Origin of the sequence: Zooshikella sp. RANM57, assembly GCF_050749885.1 — a bacterium.
Taxonomy (GTDB): Bacteria; Pseudomonadota; Gammaproteobacteria; order Pseudomonadales; family Zooshikellaceae; genus Zooshikella.
The window spans coordinates 894,386-920,430 of the sequence record NZ_JBOIUB010000001.1 but is presented as its reverse complement, the minus strand read 5'-3'; the positions used below and the strand labels follow the sequence as shown (position 1 = coordinate 920,430).

Sequence of the window (26,045 nt, the reverse complement as noted above, 5' to 3'; positions counted from 1 at the left end):
AAAGAAACCACTCATGCAGCCAAATTCTCGCATCCTATCCGTCATTAATCGTTTACTCCCTGCAGGACAATGGCTCAAAAACTATAAAGCAGAACACTTCAATGGTGATCTTATTGCTGCGCTTATTGTCACTATTATGCTCATTCCTCAATCATTGGCTTATGCACTTTTAGCAGGTTTACCTGCAGAAATGGGTTTATACGCCAGTATTTTACCATTGGTTTTATACGGTTTTTTTGGTTCCAGCTATAGTTTATCCGTAGGGCCTGTGGCTATTATCTCATTAATGACGGCCAGTGCCATTATGCCACTGGCCTCTGCTGAATCACCCACTTATGTCACTTTGGCTATTTTACTGGCATTTATTTCTGGGTTAATGCTTATTGTGCTTGGCATTTTTCGTTTTGGTATTATTGCCAATTTTTTATCTCACCCAGTGGTTTCCGGCTTTATCAGCGCCTCAGGCATTATCATCATCATTAGCCAGCTAAAACACTTACTGGGAATCTCCGTGAGTGGTGATAACCTAATAACACTAGGCACTACTCTTTTTCAATCAATCTCACAAATACACATCACCACCTTTCTTATGGCGATAAGTTGTTTAGGTTGCCTATGGTGGTTACGTCACCATTTTTTTACTCGCTTACCACAATGGGGTATACCTTTACATTTCGCTCAACTATTATCAAAAACGGCACCTGTCATTGTTATCAGCCTTGCGACATTAGCCACCTACCTTTTTCGACTGGATTTAACAGGCGTGGCAATTGTGGGTGAAATTCCAAAAGGCTTACCCCAATTAACCTGGCCCACCATCACCCTTGAACACTGGCAACAAATCACCAGCTCTGCATTATTGATTGCAATTATTGGGTTTATTGAATCCGTATCTATAGGTAAAACCCTTGCCGCTAAAAAACGCCAACGCATCACACCTAATCAAGAGCTTATTGGTCTCGGTGCCGCTAACTTAGCCTCTGCATTTTCAGGGGGACTTCCGGTCACAGGGGGTTTTTCACGGTCAGTTGTCAATTATGATGCAGGTGCATCAACTCCTGCCGCGGGTATATTCGCAGCCTTGGGTATTGCGATTGCCACACTCTGGCTAACACCACTGCTATATTTTCTACCCAAAGCCGCCCTTGCAGTTACCATTGTCATGGCTGTCCTCTCTCTTATCGATATCGATTTAATTCGAAAAGCATGGCAATACTCTCGAGCAGAGTTTGCAGGTATTACCACCACCCTCATTATCACCTTATTTTTAGGTGTAGAGTATGGCGTATTAAGTGGTGTTGCCATTTCAATTAGTCTGCACTTATTTAAAACAGCACGTCCACATATTGCTGTGGTTGGCGAAATACCAGGAACTGAACACTTTCGTAATATCCAACGACATAATGTCATCACTTATCCTCATATTATCTCTATTCGCGTGGATGAGAGTCTTTACTTTGCCAACACCAGCTTTTTAGAGGATAAAATTTACAGTCTGGTTGCTCAAAATACTAAAGTACAACATGTTATTCTGATGTGTACCGCGATTAATGAAATTGATTTAAGTGCACTGGAAACACTGGAAGTTATAAACCAACGATTACAAGAATTAAATATTCACTTCCATTTTTCTGAAGTGAAAGGTCCTGTGATGGATACATTACAAAAAACCACATTTACCAAACAGCTCAATGGCAATATATACCTCAGTCAACATCAAGCGATTGAAGACCTAAAATAAGCGCATTACTTTATTTTTGAATAGACCATTTTTATGTTAATACCGTATCGTCAGCTTCATAAAAAGCTTATAAAACCCCTGATATTTTTACTTATTATCGACTTACTATGCTCAATTGTCTGGTTATACTACGTGATTTATCCGCTTAATCACAATGAACTCACCGACTCACCCAACGTTGATGGCTTAATTATCCTTATGGGAGATTTTAACGATAGTTATACTGCTTTAGGAAACCAAACACTCCGCAGACTCAACTATGCCCTGACGTTAGCGAGAAAAAAAACCATTAAAAACTTTTTATGCGTTGGCGGCTCACGACCCAATAATAATATCTATGGCGCCACCCTCATGAAGCAATATTTGATAAGTCAAGGTATTGATAAAAACAATATTTTAACAGAAACACAGTCCTACGACAGTCAGACTAACTGGCAAAATGCCAGTTCAATGATAACCCAACAAGGCTGGCAAACCGTTTACTTAGTGAGTACCCCGCTTCACTTTCAGCGCTTTAAGACAATTATTGAACAAAACCCAATTAACACAGAAGTCATCTTGCAGCCCATTTCATACAAAACTGCAAAGCCCGAAATCACTTATTGGGAACTTTGGCTAAATGTCCATTATAACTGGGCAGCCAATATCAGCCTTTTTTTACCAGAGTCATTCCGTACCCGACTTTTAATGTTTATTCGACCTCAACAGTAGCGCTATCGACTGTTTATTCAAGAATAAACCACAGTAAAATTTATAATAATGCCAAGATACGACAAAGCAATTTGACAGATTATTCATTAATTCCTTTCTCTATTGAAAATATTCCTCTTTTTTTAAAGACTTATATAAACAGATCACTGACAGAAAACACGATCACATCTAAACTAAATTAATTATACCAATCATAATTCTTAAGTATTCTGAGAATAACGATAATACCCTCTGTTAAGGGCATATACGCTGCAGTCTGGATAATTAATATGCTAACGAAACTTAAAACCCGTTATAGTATCTTTCTATTCACATTTATTGTGATTATGTTGTTATTGACAATTATTGGGTTACGAGTATTCCTCGCACCGAAATTACTGACACTAGAAAGCAAACTCGTGCGAAATGAACTCACTCAGATTGGAGAAGAAATCCGTAGAGAGTTATCTCAAGTTCAGTCGCAACAGCGTTCAATTACACAATTGATTCCGGTACTTGAAAGTGAGCAAATCGATCAACTATTACCAAGTTTATTAGATCAATATGGCGAGGCAAAAGTCTTTGGTGGCGGTATCTGGCCACTACCCAATATGAGAACACAAGATCGTCAAAAACACAGTACGTTTTACCATCGTAATGCGACGGGCAACATGACCGTCAATACTTACTGGAACTCAGCAGAAGCCCCTAATTATTATGAACAGCCTTGGTATGCAAATGGACAAAATGCACCAAAAGGTGAATGCGCCTGGGCCCATGCCTATAAAGACAATGCCAGTACAGAACCGAGAACAAACTGTGCAATGGGTATTTATAAAGGAAGCTCACTTTATGGCGTAGCCACTATTGATGTCACACTTGGTTTTTTTAATAACTTAGTTGCTCGCAGTGAAAAACGTATTGGAGGTCATATTGTTATTCTTGAACAAGACGGCACGCTAGTGAGCAACACCTCGGCAATTTCCAATGACATCGTGCTAACCAAAGTGCAAGACCAGGCCAAACAAGCCAGCATTACAGCCAAATTGGCTAGTTTACCCACGCTCAATGACAGCCAATCAACGCAAGTAGAGTATGAAGGTAATGACCAGGAGAACCTCACATTATTAGTAGAACCCATTAGTGGTACACCTTGGGTTATGGCTGCCAGCGTGCCCACTTCTGCCCTACAACAACAAAGTAACACACTTATAACCTTGTTACTCTCTTTTCAAATTCCTTTATTGTTATTGTTACTGGCAACAGTTGCCTTTGCTCTTTATCGGTTAATGGCAAGACTGATTCGCTTGAAAAAAAGTATTGATGATTTATCTGCCGGTGAAGCAGATCTAACGCGTCGCTTAAGTATCGGTAAAGGCGATGAGCTTGATGATATTGCAGGGTCAATCAATAATTTTATTGCCTATCTACAAAACATGATTAGGAAAATTACTGATGCCAGTGATGATATCAACCAGTCACTCACCCAGTTAAAAACAGGCGCCAAGCACAGTGGCAATATTTTAGAATCACATGCACAAGAAACAGATCAAGTAGTCACTGCAGTTAATGAAATGAGTGCTTCATCAGATGAAGTTGCTAATAATGCAAATGGTACCGCTGATTTTATTCACAAAGTCAATGATCAAGCTGAAGAATCGAAAGCACTCGTTCAAAAAGCATCTCAAGCCGTCCAAACCCTATTAAATAATGTAGATAATGCTACTGCAGAAGTCGATAAAATGCGTGATGCAGTACAACAAATTACGCCCATTTTAGAAACAATTGCAGGTATTGCAGAACAAACTAATTTACTTGCGCTTAATGCAGCAATTGAAGCGGCCCGAGCAGGTGAACAAGGTCGAGGGTTTGCCGTCGTGGCTGATGAAGTACGAGCTTTAGCCGCCAGGACTCAAAATAGTACAGAAGAAATCAGTACTCGCCTAAGCCAATTAACTGAGAGTGTTGGCCTGGTTGTCAACTCTATTGATCACACTCGCGAAAGTTCCAATACAACAGCAGAACATACCGCTTCAGTGAATCAAGGATTAGATGAGATGGCAAATGCAGTCAATCAAATCTTGGATTTAAGTACTCAAATAGCCACGGCTGCGGAAGAACAAAGTATGGTTTCCCGCCAAATTGACAACAGTATGGTGAGCATTAAAGAAATGGTCGAGTCCCTGGTCAGTCAAGACAAAAATAATGAACAGTCCACAGAAACGCTTTCCAATGCTAATAACTTGCTCGTTCAACTCATCCAAGGTTTTAAAACAAAAGGCTAATTGATTCTGTAAAGAGCACATAAAAATGGATCAAGATTGGTATAATTATGCCTGTTAATTTTATGGTGGCGTTCTCACTTATCACCAGCATATGGCTCATTAGTTTTCCATCTATTGCCATTGCTAAACAAGCTGTTTCTTTAGTTTACAATAGTGAGCCTAACCCCCCATTTAATATGGGCAATCACTTATTAGACAAACCAGGTGTTACCATTGAAGTATTAAACAAAGTAGCCGATAAACTTAATTTAAAAATAAACTTTATGCGAATGCCTTGGAAACGTTGCTTATACTGGGTAAAAACCAATAAAGCTGATGGCACAATTGATGCCAGCTTCAAAGAAGAACGATTAAAGATTGGGGTCTACCCAATGAAAAACAACAAATTAGATCAAACCAAGCGAAATAACACACAACAGTACTCAATTTTTACAATACCTAACTCAAAGATTACACAGTTTGATGATTTACTTGATAATAAAAAAGTGAGTGTCACTTTAGGCTATTCAGTCATCTCTGAACTTTACCAAAAAGGGATTCCTCCTGATAATCTTACTGAAACTAAAGGTTCTCTGAGTAGTTTAAACATGCTTATCAATGGACGAGTTGATGCAATAGTAGACCTAGACACAAATATTGAGAATCAACGTCAACGTTATCAGTCAATGTTTAACGAAGTAATTAAGATTAGTCCTCCTGTTATCAGTAAAAATTATTATTTATTATTTTCATACAAATTTATTAGTAATAATAAAGCGCTTGCAAATCAAATCTGGTCCTCCATTGCACAAATACGAGACTCAAAAGAATACCAAGAAATTCTTGGTCACTACTAATAAATATCATATATCTTTTATTAATAAAGTTGGATTCTTTTTCATTCATTGCCCCTTACGATGTACCTTATAAACATATTCTATTCTTTCGAATGCTATAAACGAAAAGTTTGAATTCTCACCTCCACTCTTCCTTGTTATCTTAATTCCATCAAATATGACTCATGATTTTCCTAGCATACGCTCCACAGGAAGTTTAAACATGAAAAAAGTTGCTGTTGTTTACCATAGTGGATTTGGACACACTGAAGTACAAGCCCAAGCGGTTGTCAAAGGCGCAAGATCCGTATCTGGGGTAACATCAAACTTGTTTGAAGTTACTCAAGTCACTGAAAAACCTGAACAGCTCAATGCCTACGACGCCATAATCTTTGGAGCACCAACTTATATGGGTTCTCTCTCAGCTCCATTCAAAACATTTATGGATGCCTCATCCAAAGTTTGGTTTAACCAAGGCTGGAAAGACAAATTAGCCGCGGGGTTTACTAATTCTGGTAGTATGAGCGGCGATAAATTAAATAGCCTGATTCAACTTTCTACTTTTTCCGCCCAACACGGTATGCTCTGGGTTTCGCTTGGTCAAATGAATGAGTCCAGTGAGCCGGGTATTACCAATGGACACCCTGAGGCCATAAATCGCATAGGCTCTTACCTGGGAGCAATGGCACAATCTGACAACTTACCGACAAATCAAACACCACCTTCAGGGGACTTGAAAACGGCAGAATTATTAGGTAAGCGTGTTGCAGAAGCCGCAATACGTTGGCAATAGATATTTAAAAATTATTGATTTAACCTAATGCACCTTAAGTAATAAATAAAAGTTAAAACTACCCCATGAATTGAATAAAATAATAACTCTAATGATGTAACTGTATAGGCAACAGCATACGATGATAAAAACAACTCTTGAACAATGGCGTATGTTCAAAGCTGTCGTTGATCATGGCGGATTTAACCAGGCAGCAGTAATTATCCATAAAAGTCAATCGACTATTCATCATGCCGTTCATAAATTAGAGGAAGTTCTTGGGGTTTCATTACTAACCACTGAAGGTCGTAAAACGGTGTTGACTGAAGCCGGCGAGCTTATGCTAAGGCGTGCAAACTATCTGCTTGAGGAAGCCGCCAAATTAGAAGCAATCGCAGGCACGCTCGGCAGTGGAATTGAAACCAAAATAAATATTGCGGTTGATGCGGCTTTTCCTCATGAAGAACTTTATAAAGTCCTTGATACTGTCTCTGCTCAATACCCTCTGCTGCGCATCGAACTGATTGAAACTATTTTATCTGGTACTAATGAACTTGTTGCACAAGGACAAGCTCAAATTGGTTTATCGGCATTTCCTATGCCTAATGGGCTAAATGAAGAAATTTGTCAGATCAACTTTATAGCTGTTGCTCATCCTGAACATTCACTACATTCAACTGGGCGCAAACTGAAGTATGAAGATCTAAAGTCACACCGCCAAATTGTTATACGTGACTCAGCTATTAATACAAATACCGATTCAGGCTGGCTAGGAGCTGAACAACGCTGGACAGTCAGCCATTTACGAACGTCTATTGACTTAGTCAGCAAAGGTTTTGGCTTTGCCTGGTTACCAGAGCCAAGCATTAGGCCATTACTCGAAGAAGGCCTATTGCGTCCTCTTAATCTAGAGCTAGGTTTAAAGCGTTCCGCTCGATTCTTTTTAAACTTTAATGATGCCGATAAATTGGGTCCTGCCGCACGAAGTTTTATTGGTGAGTTACGTTATCAAACCCAGCATATTGTGGTTTCTGATAGTTAACTGCTTTAACTACATATTAGGTGCAAAATTTACCTTATATTATCTACGAAGGGACCTGACTATATAGGCAAACCTGTGAAGTCTACGATCATATCCAATAATAAATATTAGGGCCTGTTAACACTATTTGAATCACCACTGCCGTAGACTATTGTTTTGCTTAGCAAGGCACAACTCGTTGTTGCTCATTGTTCATTTAGAACAACTAAACTTCACACTTCGCCTAGATGAGTGCTTTTACCGTCATAATAGTGATTTTCAAATAGTGTTAACAGGCCCTAGCAGGCTTTCACTTTAAACTACAACAGTAATATACTCACTTAGCAAAAAAATACTTAAAAGCTATAACATATTTTTAGCTTTTAGTGTTTCAACTACAATTTTCTTTCGAATAGGCGCTTGCTTGATATCTGGCATATCAATATTTAATGCAAACAACCATGGACCTGACTTAGAGTCTACAAACCCGACAAACCAACCAATTTTCTGAGACCAACCTGTTTTCGCATACAATGTATAGTTATCATTGCTATCCTGAACCATTATATGTTTAAGCGTTGCAATATCTTCCTCTGCATAAGGAAGATTTTCTTTGTATACTTTTCGTATAAACTCAATTTGTTGTTGTGCAGAAATTCTTAAGTCCCCATCAAGCCAAAAACGTTGCACATCAGGACCCGTTTTTGCATTACCATAACCAATCCGCTTAAAATGACCAAGATACTTGGTATTACCTACTTGACTGGCAACTTGCTGGTAACACCATACACATGAAAACCCGAAAGCTGACTTCAACGTCTGATCTTTATTCCATGCCTCCCAACCTTTATCTTTACCATCCCACTTAAAAATAGATTTTTTCGTAATTACACCTTCATCAAGACCTATCAACGTATTTAATATTTTAAATGTAGACGCTGGTACAAAACCTTGATGACTTCTTTGCTCGTTGAAGATTAACTTGTTTTTACCATCCAAAGAAGATACAACCAACGTACCATTAACATGGTACTTATCAAATAGTTTTTTTATTGTTACATCTTCATTTGCAAAGCAAAACAGTGGTACTACTAAAATAGATATCAAACACTTCGAAAAAAAATGCATTAGATGCCTCACATGTTAATAAATTTAACTACTTTGATCACAGCACAAATAAAGTTTATGAACTAGTTATTGGAATCGGTATTATTCAATATTATGACCGAGTCAAAAAAAAGTATAGGGAAGAAAAATGATGAATTATGACCAAAAATGGCAAAACAAACATTCGTACCAAACAAAAAAATATTAACAATTTCAACTCAGAGCAAATTAAATAACATAAAAAAACCATTTAAAGAAAAATATTTAAACTAAAAACAGCCTCACACCAAACCTAAAATCCAACATAATACATTTTGATACACTATTCATTTTAATAAAACACAAAAAAAACACACCATTAATACAGCTCGCAGCAGCGTAACAAGGCCTCCCCACTTAATATAATAAATACAAATCACCTCTCAAATTCCGACCATAACAACTCTACTTATAGAATATATATTTCTTTTCGTGTTTAAATATTTACTCACAAAAACTCTGGAGGAATTATGCGAAAGAAAATACTATGCTTTACAATCGGAATGCTGTCTTCTTTTTATGTTGCTGCTAGTAGTGAAAAAGATGAAATTCTTAATGGCATTCAAAACACTAGTAAAGCATCTAATGCTGTATTTCAATCAGCACAATCTATCAATGATATAAATGAAGGGCTACTTTCTCTTGAAGTACAACTGTCTAGCAATAGCAAAGATGATGCTCAGTCAGTTATTAGCAGTTTAAAAGCCCCCATCCTTAATCAGCATATTAATAGCGATGGAAATAGTTTTTATATTGTTACAACACTTAAAGGGCTTCTAGAAATTTCTAGGAATAACCTTACCAAAACAATAAAAAGTGGTTCAGGAACAAACTTTTCTTCAAGTTCAGGTAATACATATGTACCTACAACTAGTCTTTCACCTTCAGATTATAAAGGTAAGGGTGTTAAAGTTGCTGTGCTAGATAGTGGTATAAACAATAAACATCCTCAAATTCAAGGAAAAATTATTGAGGAGTATTGTTTTCAAAGTATTAATCCAAATAATATAACATTAAGTCAAGCTATCGCCCTTGAAAAGAAATATGGTAAAGATTACGGTGCATGTGCTAATGGTTTAAAGTTTCAACAAGGTAAAGACTCTGCAGTAGATGATAATGGCCATGGTACTCATGTAACCGGTATTATTGCAGCCAGCAAATCAAGTGATCCAAATGCTGCTCCAGAAGGCGATGCTTCTCAAGCAGAAATTATCTCCATAAAAGTTACCAATAGCAAAGGGAGTTATTTAAATACAGATTTAATTGATGCATTAAATCTTCTAGCAACTGACCCTAATCTTCAAGATGTAAAAATTATTAATCTAAGCTTGGGGCAGGATTTAAATCTACCTGGCTCATGTGATAAATATGTAATCGGTGATTTACCCAAAGTAATAGAAAAACTGACCTCTCAAGGTAAAATCATTGTTGCTGCTTCAGGCAATGAAGGGTTAACTGGGGGAGAAGGTGTACCTAGTTGTTTAGATAAAACCATTTCAGTTGCAGCCCATAGTACTCACTCTAGTCCTGATTTTCAGCTTCTTGGCAATTGCGGACATGAGTCTTTATCTGAAGATGAAATTATTTGCTTTTCTAACGTGAGTAAAACTACAGACATGGCAGCACCAGGTCATAATATTATTTCACTGAATCATTTATCAAATAATACAACCATTATGTCTGGTACATCACAAGCAACACCAGCCGTAACGGCCTGCATAGCTAGAATGTTAGAGAAAAATCCAACCTTATCTCCAGCTGATGTAAAAATATATTTACAGCATGGAGGCAATTACATTAAAAAAGCTGTAGACAGTGATGCATACATCCCCAAAATGGACTGTGATGCTTCTTTAGACTTAGTACCTGCAATGACCAAAAAGTAATACCTATAAATAAATTAACGCAAGCATAATTAAGATCTTTATAGCCTCTTCCATAGAGGCATTTTATTCTTACTTACTCATTTAGATAAATTCAATCGACAATACCTTTAAAAGAGACTGTTACTTTTAACCCACTTAGTATTTGACTTTCCGTTAAAATCACTTCCCCATCATACTGAGTAACCACACCATTAACAATATTTAGGCCAAGGCCAGCTCCTTCTACACTCTGCCCTGGTACACGATAAAACCGCTGAAGCACTTTATCTCGATATTGTTCATCAATACCATGACCACCATCTTCTATAGAAAGCACCACCATTTCATCATATCTTTGACAGCTTAATATTAGCTTCACTTTGCCATCTTCACTTGATTGACCGTAACGTAATGCATTTTCTATTATGTTTTTTATAACCATCTCCATCGCAAGAGGGTCTGCTTCTACGTCAAGTGTGGTTAAACCTTGTATTTGGCAATCACACTGTTCGTGATCATGTACAAGTTCAATCACCATCTGACGTAGTAGTTCACAAAGGTCAAACCTTTCATGCTGCTCTTTAAGTAGCTCACGATTATGACTTTTAGCCAGGCTTAAAAACTGATTTGCTACGCGTACAACACGCAGTGCCGCATTGTTAATGTTTATTAGAAAACTATCTAAATTCTTATCAATCTTATGCAAGCTTTGTATTTGAGCAATAAATGCTGTTACTGGCGTTCTTAACTCATGAGTACAGGTATCTAAAAATTGTCTCTCTTTTAGCAACTGTGTTTTCATATTAAACATTAACTGATTAAGCGCTTGAATGAGAGGAAGCAACTCTTTTGTATTCGATTCATCCTGCAATGACGTTAGTTTATCAACTGAAGCACATGATACTTTTTCAGCTAATGTATTGAGAGGCCGTAATCCGGATTTAACCGCAACGTTCATGGCAAGCATGGTTAAAACAAAAATGATGAACAAAGGTAAGAATATTAAAACAACTAAAATCTTAACCGTACACCGCCTTTCAGTATCCTTAAGGCCTACCAATACACACGCATTATTTTGACAAAAAGTAGTAATAATCCACTTTTCCTGTCCTATTTTTGTGTCATAAGTTTCTTTATTACTTGGTTTATCAAATTCGCCATGACCTTGTTTAATCACAGGCTTATCATTTAGCCAGCCAAATAATATAAAATTTGGTTCCTCAGTTAATGTTAAGCCTTCAATCCCTCCCTGCTCAACAACAGCAATCCAACTTTTAGCCATTAATTGCGTTTGATGCTCAATCAATTCCTGAGTCTTATGCCAGACAACACTGTTAGAATAAATAACCTCAATAATCCAGGTTATTGTTAGCACAAGGCCAACTCTAAGTAAGAGTCGTTGTTTTAAAGATGACGTTTCTGTTTGGCGATCAGGTAACCAATTCCTCGAATTGTCTTGATGAGCTCGGGCCATAGATGCTTTCTCAACTGCGAAACGTAAACTTCAATGGTATTTTCTTCAATATCTTGATCCCATCGATACAGCGCATCAATAATCTGCCGTTTGGTTTTAACACGGCCCTGTGACTCCAGAAGATATTGAAGTAAGCGGAACTGACGTAATGGAATGACAACCTCTTGTTGATTCAGTGTGACTTGCATTTGACCTGGATCCAAGGTTAAGTTTTTATATTCAATGACAGCAGCAGCCCTTCCCATACTTCGTCTAAGTAAGGCTCTGATCCGAGCAATCAATTCATCCATATTAAAAGGTTTAATTAAATAATCATCTGCACCACTGTCTAAGCCAAGTACTCTATCTCTAGGTTCATCTCTAGCGGTTAATACTAAGACAGGAAGCGCTAAACCTTGTCGACGAATTTGATGCAAAAGTGTTAAGCCATCTCCATCAGGCAAACCCAGATCTAGCACAATCAACCCAATAGCTTTATCACTTAGTGATTTTCTTGCGTCGCTAAGACTGATTATGTGCTCTACTTGCAACGCTGCGTCACATAAACTACGAACGACGCCATCAGCAATCATTAAGTCATCTTCAACTAACAATACTTTCATTGTTATAACCACTGTAATCACTTAATCATTAACGACAGAATGTTTTTTGGGCACAGTCAGGTTCTCGTCAGATTTCATCATTATATTTGTTTTCAATAAAAAAGATATGAACTTACCTCGCCAGTAATACGTATATATTATCAGAGGTCATTATTTTATAGGAAAAATTGAGAATACTCTTCTCATAGCATCACCTTTATGTCTTACGTTAGTTCAAATTACTTTCTATAAGTCACACGTTAAAGGTAGTAAAAATGCGTGATACCAAAGAAAAACTTACATTAACAACCATTATTTTACATTGGATTATAGCTTTAGGGATGATCAGCTTAATTATTCTTGGAATATATATGACTGAAAATCATACATATGCCTTATACCCCATACATAAATCACTCGGCGTAATCCTCTTATTTATTGCACTCTTTCGTACAGTTTGGCGATTTGTAAATAAACTACCCAAGCCGGTACGGCAATGCACACCTCTGGAGTTGATTCTATCAAAGGTAGTTCATTACTCACTTATTATTGGGACCTTACTCATACCCATTTCAGGAATTGCAATGTCCACTTTTTCTGGTCATGGCGTTCAGCTATTTAATTTTGTACTGATTGAACCAAATTTAAACCCTGCCGAATCAGGTAAAGTGATTGCATTAAATACATTTTTAGCAGATGCAGCATCTTTAATACATGCTATCTCCAATTATATAGTTATTCTTTGTATTAGCTTACATATTTTGGCCGCATTAAAACATCATTTCTATGATCGAGACTCTGTTCTAAAGCGTATGCTTGGCCAACGTGTTTAACTGTACTAATTACCAACCTCAAGCCTTGTCAGAACAATGCAGACAAGGCAACTACTACTATTTACGTTCCTCATCTTACTTCAACAGAAAAACTTATGTATAGCATCAGTATTTCCAGCTAAAACAATCAATCATCTTAAGTTACAGTTCTATACTTCATGAATGTTCTTAAGTTTGGACAATATCGATGATATCTCTGAAAAATAAAACAATCCTATTGACCGGCGCCTCAGGGGGCATTGGTTTAGCCACCACTCGATGCTTATTAAAAACAGGTGCAAAGGTAGTTCTTCACTATAACAGCGCTTCAGACAATATTGAGTTACTCCGAAAAGAATTCGGCTCAAATCGTTGCAAGACAGTTCAAGCTAACTTAGCTAACCCCCAAGAGGTCAACCAACTATGGCAACATGCTGTTGACTGGCAAGGTTCTATCGATGGAATAATCAATAATGCGGCCTTTGAAAGCGCTATAACGATCGACTCCCCCTTAGAAAAGTGGCGAACTGTTTGGCAAACTACACTTGATATCAATGTTATCGCTGTTGCCGATTTATGCCGTTATGCCATAGCTCACTATCAACAACGTTCTGGTGGTATGATTATTAACTTAGCCAGTAGAGCGGCATTTAAAGGTGATTTACCTGATATGATGCATTATGCTGCATCAAAGGGAGCTATTGTTTCACTGACGCGCTCAGTGGCTAAAGCCTATGCAAAAGACAATATTTTTGCATTTATTATTGCTCCTGGCTGGGTAAATACCAATCGTATCCAGGCAAAATTAGCTAAACCCGGTAATGAAGCCTTACTAAATGAGGTACCCACTGGCAGACCCGCGCCACCAGAAGAAGTTGCAAATATCATAGCATTTTTACTGTCTGGTTTGTCTAATCATGCAACAGGTGCAACCATTGATATTAATGGGGCTTCTTATTTTCACTAATAGCAGAAAACACTGTTACCATGACCAAAAAACTTCCTGATTTAGCCAATAGTGCAGTTGTTATTATCGACGTACAGTCTGATTATATTAGTGATACGACGACATTATTAGACCAGCAACAGATTAGTCTATTTGAACAATTTCCTAAATTCCCAGAAAAAGTCAATTTACTACTGTTTAATGCACGAAAAAATAAAGTACCAGTTATTCATGTTCGAGAAAAAGATGATAACCAAATAAGTACTTGGATTCCCTGGTGGAACAAGTTGCACCCTCCAGGGAACATTGCACTAGGTGAAGGTACACCAGAACCTTATGCAAAAGAGCTGAATAATGAAAAAGTATTTATCAAGTGGACTTATGATTTATTTCATAGTGTAGGTGATGAATTTGAAGCCTATCTAAAAAATAATAATATCAAACGGTTATATATGTGTGGTGTACTGACCAAAGCCTGTGTTATGTTTTCGGCTAACTCTGCTTTCTGTAAAGGGTATGAAGTATACATTCTCGAAGACTGTTGTGCTGACCGAAGCAAAGATCACCATGAAGCAATACTTAATATTTACGATGGATATCACCTTAAAGTTATTAGCTCAAATGAATTATGGGAAAAAGTCAATTAAACCTCCTCACCATTAACCAAACTAACCAAAAAATTTATTAAACGATGATTAATCGTTTGTACTGGATATAAAAGGACAATCTCCCTTTGGTATTTTTTTATATCCACACAGTGCACCACGATATTATTTGCAATTTTTTCCAATCCCTTCCAATAAGGAACTAAACTCACACCAACCCCCTCCGATACAAGTATGGCAATGGCTTCAAGACCATCTAAGTCACATAAAGGATCCACGATTATTTTTTCACCTTCCAAGTATTCTGTCACTAATCGCCCGCCCCATGAATGTGGATCATATTGAATATAGGGCACAGTTTGCATGGCTTCTTTAATGGATAGAGATACGGACTTAGGCTTTATAAACGCGAGAGGCTCAGAGTACAGTGTTACTTTTTTGACCATTTTAGGCATATCAAACGGAGGATTGACAACAATAACAAGATCTAACTCCTCAGCCATGAGTCTTTCATACAACGAAGCTGATGTACCAGGTATTATACTTAGTTTGACATCAGGCGCTTGAGCCATCAGTTTTTTCAGGAGTGACGGTATTAACCCCGTTAATACCGTTGATATTGCCCCAATACGCAGTTCTCCTGTTAGCCCTATTGGGTCTAGATCGGTTTTTAATGCTTGTATTTCTTGCACAATTTTTCTGGCCCGAGGAACTAACCTCATGCAACTTTCTGTTGGTTTAGCCGAGTGTCCAATACGCGAGAATAGTGTTACACCTAACTCCTTCTCCAGTGCTTGGATTCGCTGACTGACAGCTGAAGACGTTAAATTTTCATGTCTTGCGGCATCAGCAATTGAACCTTTATCAATTACAGCCAGTAAACTTTTTAAAAAACGTACATCCATAAGTTTTCCCTGTGGTCAGCAACATTAATTTTCAGCTTTTGTCAGTTTCTAATGCTTATTGAATCAGTTAGGATGAATTTGATAATTCAAAACTAAGGAAAGACCATTATGCAATCACTTTTTCATCTAGCCTACCACGTAAATGATTTATCTGTAGCCAAATCCTTCTATAGTAATGTTTTAGGTTGTAAAGAAGGTAGAAGCACTGATACATGGGTTGATTTCAACTTCTTTAATCACCAAATATCACTTCACCTTGGTAAACCGTTTACCACAACCCTAACAGGATTTGTGGGTGAACACCAAGTTCCAATGCCCCACATTGGGCTCATTTTAGAGCTAAACGAATGGCAGAAACTTGCTAAGCGCCTATGCAAGGCTAACATCAACTTCATCCTCCCACCAACGATTAGATTTAAAGGCCAACCCGGCGAACAACATACTATGTTTTTCTCTGACCCAGCTGGAAACCCTCTTGAATTTAAAGGTTTTAAAAATTTTGAACAAGTTTTTGCCAAGTAACCTACTTGGCAAATTCATTAAACAATAGCTATTTCAAATTTAGTTTGCTCACATCCAATTTTTTAATAAATCCTCATACTCTAATTATAAAGGAAAAATATTTGTATCTTATGAACCCTCAGTACATCTATACTTATTTTTATGATTCATAGAGTGATAACCGTATCATTTAATGTTAGCTTTTATACATTTTTTAAAAAAGTCATATTTATACTCAGTCATTTTTATAATAAATAATATTTATGCTAATCAAATACAGGAGGTCAAAGTAGGTGTAGGTGAATGGCCTCCTTATATAAGCAAATCACTCCCCCAATATGGATCTCTTGCTCAACGAGTAAGACAGTCACTTAATGCGGTTGGTATTAATAACATCATTTTTCTCTGGTTACCTTGGAAACGAGCTTTTCATATGATTAAAACAGGGGAAATTGATGCAACACCCGGGTGGTCTAAAAATACAGAAAGAACGCAATTCAGCCTTTTTTCTGAAAGTATTGTACTTACACAATATGCACACCTATTCCACAAAAAAGACAATCCAATTCAATGGAATACGATTAAAGACTTAACTCAGTATCGATTTGTTGGTTTTATTGGCTATAACTACGATTATTTAGAAGCTGAAGGCGTCACTATTTATTATGTCAAAAATGAAAAACAAGCGCTCAATATGATATTATCGAACCGAGCAGATGTCTTTGAATCAAACTTACGTGTTGGCCAAAAAGCAATCGATCAATATTTAGCACCAGAACAAAAGTCCATGGTGAGCATCTCAAAAAAACCTATCAAACAATTCGAATATCATGTTCTTTTCCCCAAAACGACAAGGGGAGAACAAGTCAAAGAATTATTTGATAAAGGGTTCAACCTCACAAACACATCTTCACCGCAATGATATGCTTACAAGCTGTTATAAATAATTTTTTCCAACACCAAGGTACTAAAACAGCGTTAATTCCGCTTATACCCAGTTAATTTTATAGCCCCAAATAAATATTCTCTTTATTAAACCTGAAACATTCAAATAGCTAACGCTAAAATGTAATTTTTTACAAAAAATTCAAACTTACTAATACTGACACCTTTATATTTAGGACCTAGGAAGGGGTATCTGACACCTTAATACATTTGTATCAACACTGTTACACTATTTATTGTGAATCGTGTCTGTTTTTTTTGTTAGCTCACTTCCGCTTTCTACCCGCCTATATAAAATTCATACCATTATTGAATATAAAAATAAATTTAACAAAGATTAATACTGGATAATTTTTACAATCACTAAAAAGGAACCCACATGAAACTTTCTACAGTTTTATTTTCTAGCACTGCTTTTTTATTTTCGATGGCAAGCTCAAATATAGTTCTTGCAGCAGAAAAAAGTCAAAATATTGAAACAGAGACTAGGACCCCAACGTCTATTACTCGCACTTCATCATGCTCCGGCTCAGTTAGCTGTTCAACTTCTACTTCCGTCTCTACCACAGAACTGAAACCTACCTCTTCCACAACAACGAGTACTACTAGAACACGTTTTACAGAAAATAATAACTCTAACTCAAATAACCAATGGAGTTCCTGGTTTAATAATAACAACTCAAACGTGACTAAAACGTTTACAGAAACTAAAACACCTACTTCTATCACTCGCACATCATCATGTAAAGGCTCTGGTAGCTGTTCTAGCACTACATCAGTTTCTACTACTGAGTTAACACCCGTTACCAACAAAGCACAGACGCAAAATCAGGCTAAAGCAACGAATAACAACGCCGTAGACTGTTCTGCTTTTGCGGATGCTGGCAGCAAGCTTAATGGTTGGTTTTTTATTGAGTTTGACTTCTTTGGTGACTATACACGGTCTGAGCTAACACCTACTACTTCAGCAGCGTGTGCAGGTAAACAGTATTATCAGATAAACGAGTCTGGTTATGATGGTAACAAAGTCACCTTCCGTAGTTCCCATGTAGAAGGTGAGCATAAAAGCCAACCAGCACAATTCACCTTCTGGTTACGTGCAGCTGATGCTTATAACTACCAGTCCGTTGACTTCAAATGTACACTTAGCAAACGTAATGCAACAAAGTTAGGTAAAAAACTTCGTACTTATCCTAAGCAAGGTGTAGAACTAAAAGCAGACCAAATTACTAAAGTAATCTTAGATGGCCCATGCGACAGTGCATCGGTATTCTCTTCGGTCTATGGTGAATTCCAAATTATCAATGTTGAAGCAAGCTACTAATCCAATAATAATAAAGCGTTTCTTAACCTCACTCTAAACGGCACCTCTGTGCCGTTTTTTTTAATGGCGGTTTATATGATTACTTTACGATCAATGAATTCTAGTGAGTTTAAACACTTTCTTGAAAATGAAATCAATGAATATGCACAGTGGATACAATGTGCTTATAATCTATCTAAAAAAGATGCTTACTCTAGTGCAACCCAACAACTATCATCCTATAAATACAAAGAAGGCTTAAAAACCCCTAATCATAAGTTCTATATTATTGAAAATAAGCAACAGATTAATATTGGAACGTTAGTGTATTCATTCAACCAAACTGATAATTCAGTTTGGCTAGACTGTATAGAAATTGATCCATCTTATAGAAGCAAAGGTTATGGCCAAACTGCACTAAAAACTATAATCAACATGCTTAAAGAACAAGGCTATCATCATATTACACTTCACGTATACCATGACAATAAAGTAGCTCAAGCACTTTACCAAAAAAATGGTTTTGAACAGATTAGCCATATTATGGTTAAAACATTAGAATAGCATTTTATTAAAAATACTATTAAACATTAATAATTATAACAATTAGATTATCAATTATTTCATAGCGGATTTCACTCAACAAATAGTAATCCCGCAGACAAAAAAAACTCTACCCAACAAAAAAGCTTCTAAAAAACTCAAATCTATAGTATTTTTTTATAACTCGCATTTCAGATACAATAATAAAAAGCGAGTATTTTTTAGCTATACTCTGAAATCAATTCTTTACTTACATGTGAAGTTTGTGTTCTATGCCTACTATTAAACAAAACAATATACGCTTATCATTTAAACAAATAATAAAATTCAACATATTATTGAGCATATTATTCTCAACAGTGTTATTAGGCGAAGAGATTAAACTAGCGACTGTACACGAATTTCCTCCTTATAGTTTTAACACAAAGGAAAATGGTCTCTCTGGTATTGATATTGAAATAATCGCTGAACTTTTCAAACGTATGAATAGAGCTTATTCAATAAAACCTTATCCTGTACAACGAGCTCAATACTTAGTAGAAAAACAATCGCTTGATGGTATGGTGACAACAACCCCCTATATGACGGATAAATTGTCAGAGAGATTATGGCGTTCAGATACTCTTTATACGGCAACGGTATCAATCTTTATTAATCGTCAGCATAAGCCAGCGCTCAATCAACGTCTTTCACATAACAAGTTTTGTGTAAGTATTGGATTTTTAAGCAGCACATCGCCAAAGTCTGTTGGGCTAACGCAATCTGACTACCTCGATGTTCGACTTGTACAACGACTTCCTCAATTAGTCAATTTACTTGTACAAAATCAAGTTGACTGTGTCATTGCCGAAGATATCTCTTTTATTTATCAGGCAAAATTAATGCAAAAAGCCGATCAAGTATTTCTTCTTCAAGAACTAGCTGATAGAGATAGCTTTATAACCTTAAATAAAAACTTAGCCCAACAAAATCCTCAACTTACAAAATCTATTAATAGTACAATTGCTAAGCTTCAGAAAGCGCAGTTTATTGATGACCTAATTATTAAATATTTAGAATTACCACTTCGATCTTGGAAGCAGTAATAACCACTTAGCAAGTACACTTCACTCAGTAAATATACCTTATTACCTCTATTCTTATTTTTTCTTTAAAATCAATAAGTCAATATAAAGAACCTGCCTTTCATGTGGTCTATACTGTTACTCATTAGTTATTATCTACTCAATGAAAGGATAATAAGAATGAAATTAATCTTAATACTATGGCTTTCGTTACTCACAAGTCTTTGTTTTGGTGAAAAAATCACTGCTGCTGGCGATCCATGGCCTCCTTTTCTTTCACCAGATTTACCTAATCAGGGTCTTTCTGTAGCAATCGTTACAGAAGCATTTAAGCGGGAGGGATATGATCTTACAATGAATTTTGTACCCTGGGCTAGGGCCATAGATGGCGTAAAAAAAGGGAGTTACGATATATTAGTCAGCACATGGTGGACTGAAGAACGGACTAAATTTTTACTTTACAGCGATCCTTACCTAGAAAATCAGATTAAGTTCATTAAGCGTAAGGGTGATAATTTTGAATATAATGGTTTAGCAAGTTTAGATGGCAAGAAAGTCGGTATTGTTAGAGGATATGGTTATGGCGACGACTTTATGAATGCTACTAATTTTACCCACCATGAAACCAGTAACCTAATAAAGAATTTAAAAAAGCTTGTTGCTAACCGCATAGACTTGACGCTAGAAGATGAAATTGTGGCACGAGCCCTAATTATGAGTAGTGATCCTAAAATAATGGAACAAGTAGAGTTCACCAAAAACATGCTATCCACAAAAAAAGTGCATGTCACTTCAGGCTTAAAAAACAAAAAACATAAAGAAATTATTGAAGCTTTTAACAAAGGATTAAAAGCTATTAAAGGTGATGGTACCTTTGATAAGATACTAAAGGAACATAATATAAAATAGGCAACCATCATTCATTGAATACTCAATTGGATTTTGATCATATTGGCAATGTAGTTCAATGTGCAACCTAGTGTTTTTTAAAATACTCTTAGTAGCACTATCCTTGACTAGTCTGGTTAGCCATGGACAAACTTGTAATAAAAATTTCAAACATCGTTTAACAAGTACTCATCCAAAAGTAACGTTTTACTTAACGGTTGTTAGTACCAAATATCCTCCTTACTGGATTAAAAAAGGTGATTTTATAGAAGGATATGCTGCAGATATTGCTTGTGAAGTTATAGGAAATGCTGGTTTTCATTTTAAAATGCTGACATTTTCATGGGCTAGAGCCTACAAAATGGGACTTGACCATAAAAATACCATTTTAGTTTCTGTAGGAAGAACTGAAGCAAGAGAAAGTAAGCTTCAGTGGATAGGGCCTGTATCAAAAAAATTTTGGAACTCCTTTATCAAATTAAAGCAAACAACTTTGGATAAAGAATCCCAAGACCTAAAATCAATGCCTATTGTTGTCGAAAGGGACTCTTTCAATCAATCCTATTTACAAAAAAACGGGTTTAAAAAAATTATAGACATAACCCAACAAGACCAACTAATCCTTATGTTAGCTAAAGGCCGTGTTAAGCTTACATTATTTCAAGAAGATCAATTTTTTGCCCTTGCAAAAGAAAACAATTTAAAAAAAGACCAGTTTTCAATTTTACAAAGAGTATTTTCCGTTCAAGAGTATATGGCTGCCAGTCTATCTACAGAGAAAAAATATGTTAAACAGCTTAAAAAATCGTATACCGAGCTAGAAAAACAAGGAAAGATTATTCTTAGATAGCCTCTATACAACACAAATCCTTAAAATCCAACAAGTATATCCCTATAAGAGCTGCAAAAATGCAGCTCTTTTCAGTAATTACCTATCAGATATCAAGTAAACATTATTACCTGTACCTTTGGGTAACTCAGTTCTGGTTTGCAATAAAAAGCTTTGAAAATTATTAGCACCATTAAGTACATGAATTTCCATGCTTGCTACACCTGTACGCTTAAATCCAACCAAGTCAGGCACACCATCCTGGTTGTAGTCTGCCACTCGGAAACTCCAATCCTCATTAGTCGCATGCAGTGCAGTTGGAGTATGCAAAGTGAAATTTTTAAAGCCACTCTTGTTCCCTAATATATGAACCTCTGTGGTATTGGATGCACCTTGTTTTGCAATGTACCAAACATCTGCACTTCCATCATTATCGTAGTCATGCACTAAAAACTCATCAGAAGTGTTAGGAAGTAAACTTAGCGGTGTTGCGCTATGCAATAAAAAACGTTGGGGGCTGTTACCATCCACCACATGCACTTCAGTACGACCACTGCCTGTTGCATTATGCATGATAGACCAAATATCAGGTTTACCATCCGCATTATAGTCTCGAAGTGCCATATGATCATTGGTATTCAAATAGCCCAAGCCCGTGCCAGACTGAAAGATAAAACGCTGTAAATTACTCTTACCATCCATAACATGTAATTCTGTTGAACCTGTGCCTGTTCGCTGCATTTTGAATCCTGCAACATCCATATAGCCATCATTATTCCAGTCCGTCAGATCAAATTGCCAGGCTTCATCTGTTGCTTCAAGAGCACTGTTTTGAACAGATGTTGCGATCAAATCTTTGGTTCTCAACAACTGTTGAAATGTTGTTTTTCCGCCACTCCCCTGCTTATTAAGTGCATAAATACTCAGTGGCAAAGGCTGGTTTGCTCCAGGTGTGCACCCTGGATTCAAGCAGATAAACAGTGACCCCAATATTCCAGGGTTTTGAAAATTTGCACCCGCAGGTGCCTTAAAACGAATATACAAGCTACCCCTCTCATAAGCCCATGCATTTCCATCAAAAGCTTTCAATGCAGCCACTGAGCCCACAGAACCTAATTGAATCAAATTACCTGAGTAGCCATATTGTCCAGCAGGATTACCAAGGTATACATTGGCATTTTGGGGTACACCAGGTAATTCAAGCGTCACATATTCACCCACACTCATACTGTGGTAGTCAAACCTGGTAATGCTAGGAATTGCATCATGGAAGATATAACTATATGTGTACTTTCCATCAACCATTGGTAAGAGGCTAACACCCTCAATTTCTTTACGGGTTTCAGTATAACGAACACCATCACTGCGTAAAAAAGTGCTGGCTTGGCGACGCGAACTAACCAAAACTGGTGTAGGTAACCAGATTTCATCAGATGGACGTACTTCAACATAAGCATAGCGATATGAACTTTCCACACCGCTCAATCCTTGTTTTATCTGACGGCTATTATCGTCTACCAATATAGGATGATCTTGGGAAATAGCTGTCATCGCCTTACCTGTAAAAGCACCATCAACGTCATAAATAACGGCGTTGAACCAGACCGGCCCTACATAATCATTTCGATACCTTACCTGGTAACTGTTGGCAGCAACTGTTGTATTTATAAGTGAGTGCCCAGAGTATTTAATGTTAGCGCCCCACTGGTCGAACAGAGTAAAGTTTTTACGTTCAAAACCTGTAAAGTGAGAGTCTTTGATATGGACGGGACCATCATAAAGTATGTGACCAATCACAAGCCCCAAAACACCACTCGAAGCAGAGCGACCCAACGGCACAACAGACTCATAATTTTCTGAGGCACCTACCCACAGTACTTGGTTATAATCCGTGATCCATGTGCTTGCCTCTCCCTCATAATTATCCGCTACGATGAAATTGTTATAGGTACTTTTGAGACTATTACCTCCTACTCTTGAGTATGACCCCAGATAATTTTTATAAACCGTTAGCCCATTTATAACGGGTGCCTGACTTGGCATGTAATCATTATTTAAATTGGGGGTTTGTGTTGCATCATTTGCCACAGGGGCCATTCCTAATAACCAGCCATGGAAGCTTGAATGTGCCGTATTATTATCTATGTTCCCAGCAGGGAGGTTAATTACATTTGGATTTAAACCTTGCTCGTAAACAGGACTGTTAGGGTTTTGGTGGAACGCAAACCAAAAACCAGAGCCATCTGAACCCGCCGCGTGATTATTTCTCACTATATTGTTGGGATGAGTAATCCAAAAAGTGGAAGGCCCGCTGGCATTTCTTAATCGACCATCCGTTGTATCGCTAGGTAACAATGCATTTTCTTTAGCAGGTCTACGCGTGACTAGCCCCAGATTTCTAACGATTGTATTACCTATTTCATTACCATCCTCCATGAAAATAGCATGACCAAGATTGTCATAGCAGACATTATCTTCCACTCGTGCGTTGTCTGTGCCATGTATTGTGATAGCTCTGTTATAGGTATGATAAATGCTGGAATTACGAATGTACTGACCTGCAGCGTTACCTGCAAGATGCCAATGAAAAGGATATCGCCCCAGTGTGCCCCGTTGTCCCATTCTGGTTAATTCAACATTTGACAGCCGACCTATAGCCCCCCTCATCACCATAATGTTGCCACCATAAGCAAGCTGGCTACTGTCTTCATCACCTTGAACCGTTAAATTCCGTGATAAAAGACCAACCTCTGCTCGCTCGTCCAATACCCATTCCTGACCATTATCGCTATATTGTTGTAGTTTTCCGAAGTGCTTAAATGACAAGTTATCGCTAAGAGTAAGTGTACGATTATCTGAGCTGACAGCACTAATCGTAAATTCTTCAGCATGATTCATATCGAAATCTGATGAAGCAATGACGATTCTGTCACCCACTTGCCAATTCACAGCTTCTTTTAAGGTAATGGTATTGCTACCAGCAACAGCGGTTGTTTCCAGTTGTGTCCAAGACAATTGTGGTTTTCCATGCAATTCAATTCGACCACGATTCATAGCACGAATAAATTTCGAATCTGTCGTTGGATTATTACCGATTAATGTAATTGTTCCCTCTGCTTTAAAAGGGCTTCTTTCTCTGCCAATTTCCAGCACGCCGCCAGCATTTATATGAACTTCATTTGCTTCAAGCGAAAAATTTTTATTCAGAGGAACCGTTAAAGTGCCGTCTACAGTGATAACGTTAGCTTCATTTTGATCATCCATGACAATCGTGGAATTAGAAGGAATAAATATATCACTACCTGCTGTAGGTACTGTGTTTTCCTGCCAGGACGCCGCTTTTGACCACAGAGGTAACTTTTCTAACTGGATAGTATCAACCAGAGCAGTATTGTCTCCACTAGCATTTATCCCTTCCACTATTAGCGTATACGACCCAGAAGGTAACCATAAAGCAGCTGAATAATATAATTGATATTCCGCTCTCAAAGGTCTTATATTACCCGCATTGATGCCACCTAGTGTAACATTTAATACTTGTCCACTGGCTGAATTTACACAACCACGTTGTGCCGCCAACATGTTAATACGATATGCACCTTCACTAGGGACTGTAATTGTCTTTTTGGCAAACCCTGTTTTTTGTATAAAAAGTACCTGCTGTCCTTGTGGTGCCGCCGGATTACACGAAGTGAATCCTGAACTGTTTTCAGCAATACCTGAAGCGCCAGAAAAAGACCACTCAGCACTCTCAGGAGCATACTGAAACCCCCCAGAGGGAATATCTGGAGACTCAAAACCAGCCTGTTTAATGGGAATCAGCTCTTTAATGATGACCGCGGTTTCTGCAACGACTCGTTCACTTTGAATGAAAAAGACAACGACGATCAAAAAAAATTTTAACCATACAAACAAGGAAAAATTATTTTTCCTACATGCTCCATATATATGCTGTATACATCCATCAATAATCATTCAGCTACTCCCTTGTAATATATAACCTTCACAAATCATTTTTATATGTGAACTTCATAGCGATTACCCTAAGAATTTTCATTATGGGTATATTTATAACAAACAACAGAACAGTTTACTGGGTTGACCATTTTTATTTGTAATTTTTTGTAGCAGTTCTATCAGCATCAAATGATGGATAAATGCAAATCGATTTCACCCGTCACTCAAGGTAACCTAAAAGCTTAAACGATTAAGTGCTTTCTAATAGCATACAAAATAGCACTATAGTTTAGCAACTAATACTCAATATTCCTTTAATTCAGTTGTCAGCCATTTTTACAAAAAAATATTTTCTTT

Annotated in this window: 22 protein-coding genes; 17 read left to right on the top strand and 5 right to left on the bottom strand. The window is 37.2% G+C overall.

Translation table 11 applies throughout. From position 1 onward, the window contains the following. Nucleotides 1–13 precede the first annotated feature (13 nt). The 6 genes from ACQ96U_RS03520 (at nucleotide 14) to ACQ96U_RS03495 (ending at nucleotide 7,345) form a co-directional block, all read left to right on the top strand. Entirely contained in the window at nucleotides 14–1,741 is a 1,728-nt protein-coding gene (locus ACQ96U_RS03520) for a SulP family inorganic anion transporter (RefSeq protein ID WP_431719850.1), read from the top strand. A gap of 132 nt (nucleotides 1,742–1,873) precedes the next feature. Next, nucleotides 1,874–2,452 (top strand): YdcF family protein, encoded by a 579-nt coding sequence (locus tag ACQ96U_RS03515; protein ID WP_431719849.1) that lies wholly within the window; start codon nucleotides 1,874–1,876, stop codon nucleotides 2,450–2,452. A gap of 269 nt (nucleotides 2,453–2,721) precedes the next feature. Next, a complete protein-coding gene (locus tag ACQ96U_RS03510; RefSeq protein ID WP_431719848.1) occupies nucleotides 2,722–4,716 on the top strand; it encodes a methyl-accepting chemotaxis protein in 1,995 nt (664 codons plus the stop codon). A 47-nt stretch (nucleotides 4,717–4,763) separates the two neighbouring features. After that, nucleotides 4,764–5,552: a substrate-binding periplasmic protein gene (locus ACQ96U_RS03505; RefSeq protein WP_431719847.1), complete on the top strand. Its 789-nt coding sequence runs from the start codon at nucleotides 4,764–4,766 to the stop codon at nucleotides 5,550–5,552. 202 nt (nucleotides 5,553–5,754) lie between these two features. Next, entirely contained in the window at nucleotides 5,755–6,324 is a 570-nt protein-coding gene (locus ACQ96U_RS03500) for a flavodoxin family protein (RefSeq protein WP_431719846.1), read from the top strand. Between the two features lie 121 nt (nucleotides 6,325–6,445). Further along, on the top strand, nucleotides 6,446–7,345 hold the full coding sequence (locus tag ACQ96U_RS03495) for a LysR family transcriptional regulator (protein WP_431719845.1): 900 nt from the start codon (nucleotides 6,446–6,448) through the stop codon (nucleotides 7,343–7,345). Between the two features lie 342 nt (nucleotides 7,346–7,687). Here ACQ96U_RS03495 and blaOXA read toward each other — a convergent pair whose 3' ends face one another. Then, a complete protein-coding gene (gene blaOXA / locus ACQ96U_RS03490; RefSeq protein ID WP_431719844.1) occupies nucleotides 7,688–8,452 on the bottom strand; it encodes a class D beta-lactamase in 765 nt (254 codons plus the stop codon). Between the two features lie 488 nt (nucleotides 8,453–8,940). On the opposite strand from blaOXA, the gene ACQ96U_RS03485 reads away from it, so the two are divergent. Next, nucleotides 8,941–10,356 (top strand): S8 family peptidase, encoded by a 1,416-nt coding sequence (locus ACQ96U_RS03485; protein WP_431719843.1) that lies wholly within the window; start codon nucleotides 8,941–8,943, stop codon nucleotides 10,354–10,356. Between the two features lie 91 nt (nucleotides 10,357–10,447). On the opposite strand, the gene ACQ96U_RS03480 is transcribed toward ACQ96U_RS03485, so the two are convergent. Together ACQ96U_RS03480 and ACQ96U_RS03475 are read right to left on the bottom strand one after the other, a co-directional pair. Then, on the bottom strand, nucleotides 10,448–11,809 hold the full coding sequence (locus tag ACQ96U_RS03480; RefSeq protein WP_431719842.1) for a sensor histidine kinase: 1,362 nt from the start codon (nucleotides 11,807–11,809) through the stop codon (nucleotides 10,448–10,450). Then, nucleotides 11,740–12,411: a response regulator gene (locus ACQ96U_RS03475; RefSeq protein ID WP_431719841.1), complete on the bottom strand. Its 672-nt coding sequence runs from the start codon at nucleotides 12,409–12,411 to the stop codon at nucleotides 11,740–11,742. The genes ACQ96U_RS03480 and ACQ96U_RS03475 overlap by 70 nt, the downstream gene beginning before the upstream one ends. 254 nt (nucleotides 12,412–12,665) lie before the next feature. Between ACQ96U_RS03475 and ACQ96U_RS03470 the strand changes: the two genes are divergently transcribed. From ACQ96U_RS03470 to ACQ96U_RS03460, 3 genes are all read left to right on the top strand, one after another. Beyond that, nucleotides 12,666–13,223 (top strand): cytochrome b, encoded by a 558-nt coding sequence (locus ACQ96U_RS03470; RefSeq protein WP_431719840.1) that lies wholly within the window; start codon nucleotides 12,666–12,668, stop codon nucleotides 13,221–13,223. Nucleotides 13,224–13,410: 187 nt separating this feature from the next. Beyond that, a complete protein-coding gene (locus tag ACQ96U_RS03465; RefSeq protein ID WP_431719839.1) occupies nucleotides 13,411–14,169 on the top strand; it encodes an SDR family NAD(P)-dependent oxidoreductase in 759 nt (252 codons plus the stop codon). 20 nt (nucleotides 14,170–14,189) lie between these two features. Beyond that, nucleotides 14,190–14,795 carry an isochorismatase family cysteine hydrolase gene (locus ACQ96U_RS03460; protein WP_431719838.1) on the top strand — a complete coding sequence of 202 codons (606 nt, stop codon included), beginning with the start codon at nucleotides 14,190–14,192 and terminating at the stop codon, nucleotides 14,793–14,795. Here the strand turns inward: ACQ96U_RS03460 and ACQ96U_RS03455 are convergent. Beyond that, nucleotides 14,792–15,658 (bottom strand): LysR family transcriptional regulator, encoded by an 867-nt coding sequence (locus ACQ96U_RS03455; protein WP_431719837.1) that lies wholly within the window; start codon nucleotides 15,656–15,658, stop codon nucleotides 14,792–14,794. The two genes, ACQ96U_RS03460 and ACQ96U_RS03455, sit on opposite strands and share 4 nt — an antisense overlap. A 108-nt stretch (nucleotides 15,659–15,766) precedes the next feature. On the opposite strand from ACQ96U_RS03455, the gene ACQ96U_RS03450 reads away from it, so the two are divergent. The 7 genes from ACQ96U_RS03450 to ACQ96U_RS03420 all read left to right on the top strand — a co-directional run bounded on the left by ACQ96U_RS03450 (nucleotide 15,767) and on the right by ACQ96U_RS03420 (nucleotide 21,752). Beyond that, nucleotides 15,767–16,180 carry a VOC family protein gene (locus ACQ96U_RS03450; RefSeq protein WP_431719836.1) on the top strand — a complete coding sequence of 138 codons (414 nt, stop codon included), beginning with the start codon at nucleotides 15,767–15,769 and terminating at the stop codon, nucleotides 16,178–16,180. 172 nt (nucleotides 16,181–16,352) lie between these two features. After that, entirely contained in the window at nucleotides 16,353–17,081 is a 729-nt protein-coding gene (locus ACQ96U_RS03445) for a substrate-binding periplasmic protein (protein WP_431719835.1), read from the top strand. 402 nt (nucleotides 17,082–17,483) lie between these two features. Then, nucleotides 17,484–18,428 (top strand): hypothetical protein, encoded by a 945-nt coding sequence (locus tag ACQ96U_RS03440; protein WP_431719834.1) that lies wholly within the window; start codon nucleotides 17,484–17,486, stop codon nucleotides 18,426–18,428. Nucleotides 18,429–18,503: 75 nt separating this feature from the next. Continuing rightward, nucleotides 18,504–18,971 (top strand): GNAT family N-acetyltransferase, encoded by a 468-nt coding sequence (locus ACQ96U_RS03435; protein ID WP_431719833.1) that lies wholly within the window; start codon nucleotides 18,504–18,506, stop codon nucleotides 18,969–18,971. Between the two features lie 251 nt (nucleotides 18,972–19,222). Then, nucleotides 19,223–20,035, top strand: coding sequence for a substrate-binding periplasmic protein (locus ACQ96U_RS03430; protein WP_431719832.1), 813 nt, complete (start codon nucleotides 19,223–19,225; stop codon nucleotides 20,033–20,035). Between the two features lie 159 nt (nucleotides 20,036–20,194). Further along, nucleotides 20,195–20,923, top strand: a complete 729-nt coding sequence (locus ACQ96U_RS03425) for a substrate-binding periplasmic protein (protein WP_431719831.1) — start codon at nucleotides 20,195–20,197, stop codon at nucleotides 20,921–20,923. Between the two features lie 103 nt (nucleotides 20,924–21,026). Next, nucleotides 21,027–21,752, top strand: a complete 726-nt coding sequence (locus tag ACQ96U_RS03420) for a substrate-binding periplasmic protein (protein WP_431719830.1) — start codon at nucleotides 21,027–21,029, stop codon at nucleotides 21,750–21,752. Between the two features lie 78 nt (nucleotides 21,753–21,830). Here the strand turns inward: ACQ96U_RS03420 and ACQ96U_RS03415 are convergent, their stop codons facing one another. Then, the gene (locus ACQ96U_RS03415; RefSeq protein ID WP_431719829.1) at nucleotides 21,831–25,706 is read right to left on the bottom strand and encodes a G8 domain-containing protein; all 3,876 of its coding nucleotides are present in this window, start codon (nucleotides 25,704–25,706) and stop codon (nucleotides 21,831–21,833) included. Nucleotides 25,707–26,045 lie beyond the last annotated feature (339 nt).

Coding starts and splice junctions, on each gene's coding strand:
- ACQ96U_RS03520 (WP_431719850.1), top strand. CDS start 14: ATGCAGCCAAATTCTCGCATCCTATCCGTCATTAATCGTTTACTCCCT.
- ACQ96U_RS03480 (WP_431719842.1), bottom strand. CDS start 11,809: ATGGCCCGAGCTCATCAAGACAATTCGAGGAATTGGTTACCTGATCGC.
- ACQ96U_RS03475 (WP_431719841.1), bottom strand. CDS start 12,411: ATGAAAGTATTGTTAGTTGAAGATGACTTAATGATTGCTGATGGCGTC.
- ACQ96U_RS03505 (WP_431719847.1), top strand. CDS start 4,764: ATGCCTGTTAATTTTATGGTGGCGTTCTCACTTATCACCAGCATATGG.
- ACQ96U_RS03470 (WP_431719840.1), top strand. CDS start 12,666: ATGCGTGATACCAAAGAAAAACTTACATTAACAACCATTATTTTACAT.
- ACQ96U_RS03510 (WP_431719848.1), top strand. CDS start 2,722: ATGCTAACGAAACTTAAAACCCGTTATAGTATCTTTCTATTCACATTT.
- ACQ96U_RS03440 (WP_431719834.1), top strand. CDS start 17,484: ATGAAACTTTCTACAGTTTTATTTTCTAGCACTGCTTTTTTATTTTCG.
- ACQ96U_RS03455 (WP_431719837.1), bottom strand. CDS start 15,658: ATGGATGTACGTTTTTTAAAAAGTTTACTGGCTGTAATTGATAAAGGT.
- ACQ96U_RS03485 (WP_431719843.1), top strand. CDS start 8,941: ATGCGAAAGAAAATACTATGCTTTACAATCGGAATGCTGTCTTCTTTT.
- ACQ96U_RS03445 (WP_431719835.1), top strand. CDS start 16,353: ATGTTAGCTTTTATACATTTTTTAAAAAAGTCATATTTATACTCAGTC.
- ACQ96U_RS03465 (WP_431719839.1), top strand. CDS start 13,411: ATGATATCTCTGAAAAATAAAACAATCCTATTGACCGGCGCCTCAGGG.
- blaOXA (WP_431719844.1), bottom strand. CDS start 8,452: ATGCATTTTTTTTCGAAGTGTTTGATATCTATTTTAGTAGTACCACTG.
- ACQ96U_RS03425 (WP_431719831.1), top strand. CDS start 20,195: ATGAAATTAATCTTAATACTATGGCTTTCGTTACTCACAAGTCTTTGT.
- ACQ96U_RS03435 (WP_431719833.1), top strand. CDS start 18,504: ATGATTACTTTACGATCAATGAATTCTAGTGAGTTTAAACACTTTCTT.
- ACQ96U_RS03495 (WP_431719845.1), top strand. CDS start 6,446: ATGATAAAAACAACTCTTGAACAATGGCGTATGTTCAAAGCTGTCGTT.
- ACQ96U_RS03450 (WP_431719836.1), top strand. CDS start 15,767: ATGCAATCACTTTTTCATCTAGCCTACCACGTAAATGATTTATCTGTA.
- ACQ96U_RS03460 (WP_431719838.1), top strand. CDS start 14,190: ATGACCAAAAAACTTCCTGATTTAGCCAATAGTGCAGTTGTTATTATC.
- ACQ96U_RS03415 (WP_431719829.1), bottom strand. CDS start 25,706: ATGATTATTGATGGATGTATACAGCATATATATGGAGCATGTAGGAAA.
- ACQ96U_RS03430 (WP_431719832.1), top strand. CDS start 19,223: ATGCCTACTATTAAACAAAACAATATACGCTTATCATTTAAACAAATA.
- ACQ96U_RS03500 (WP_431719846.1), top strand. CDS start 5,755: ATGAAAAAAGTTGCTGTTGTTTACCATAGTGGATTTGGACACACTGAA.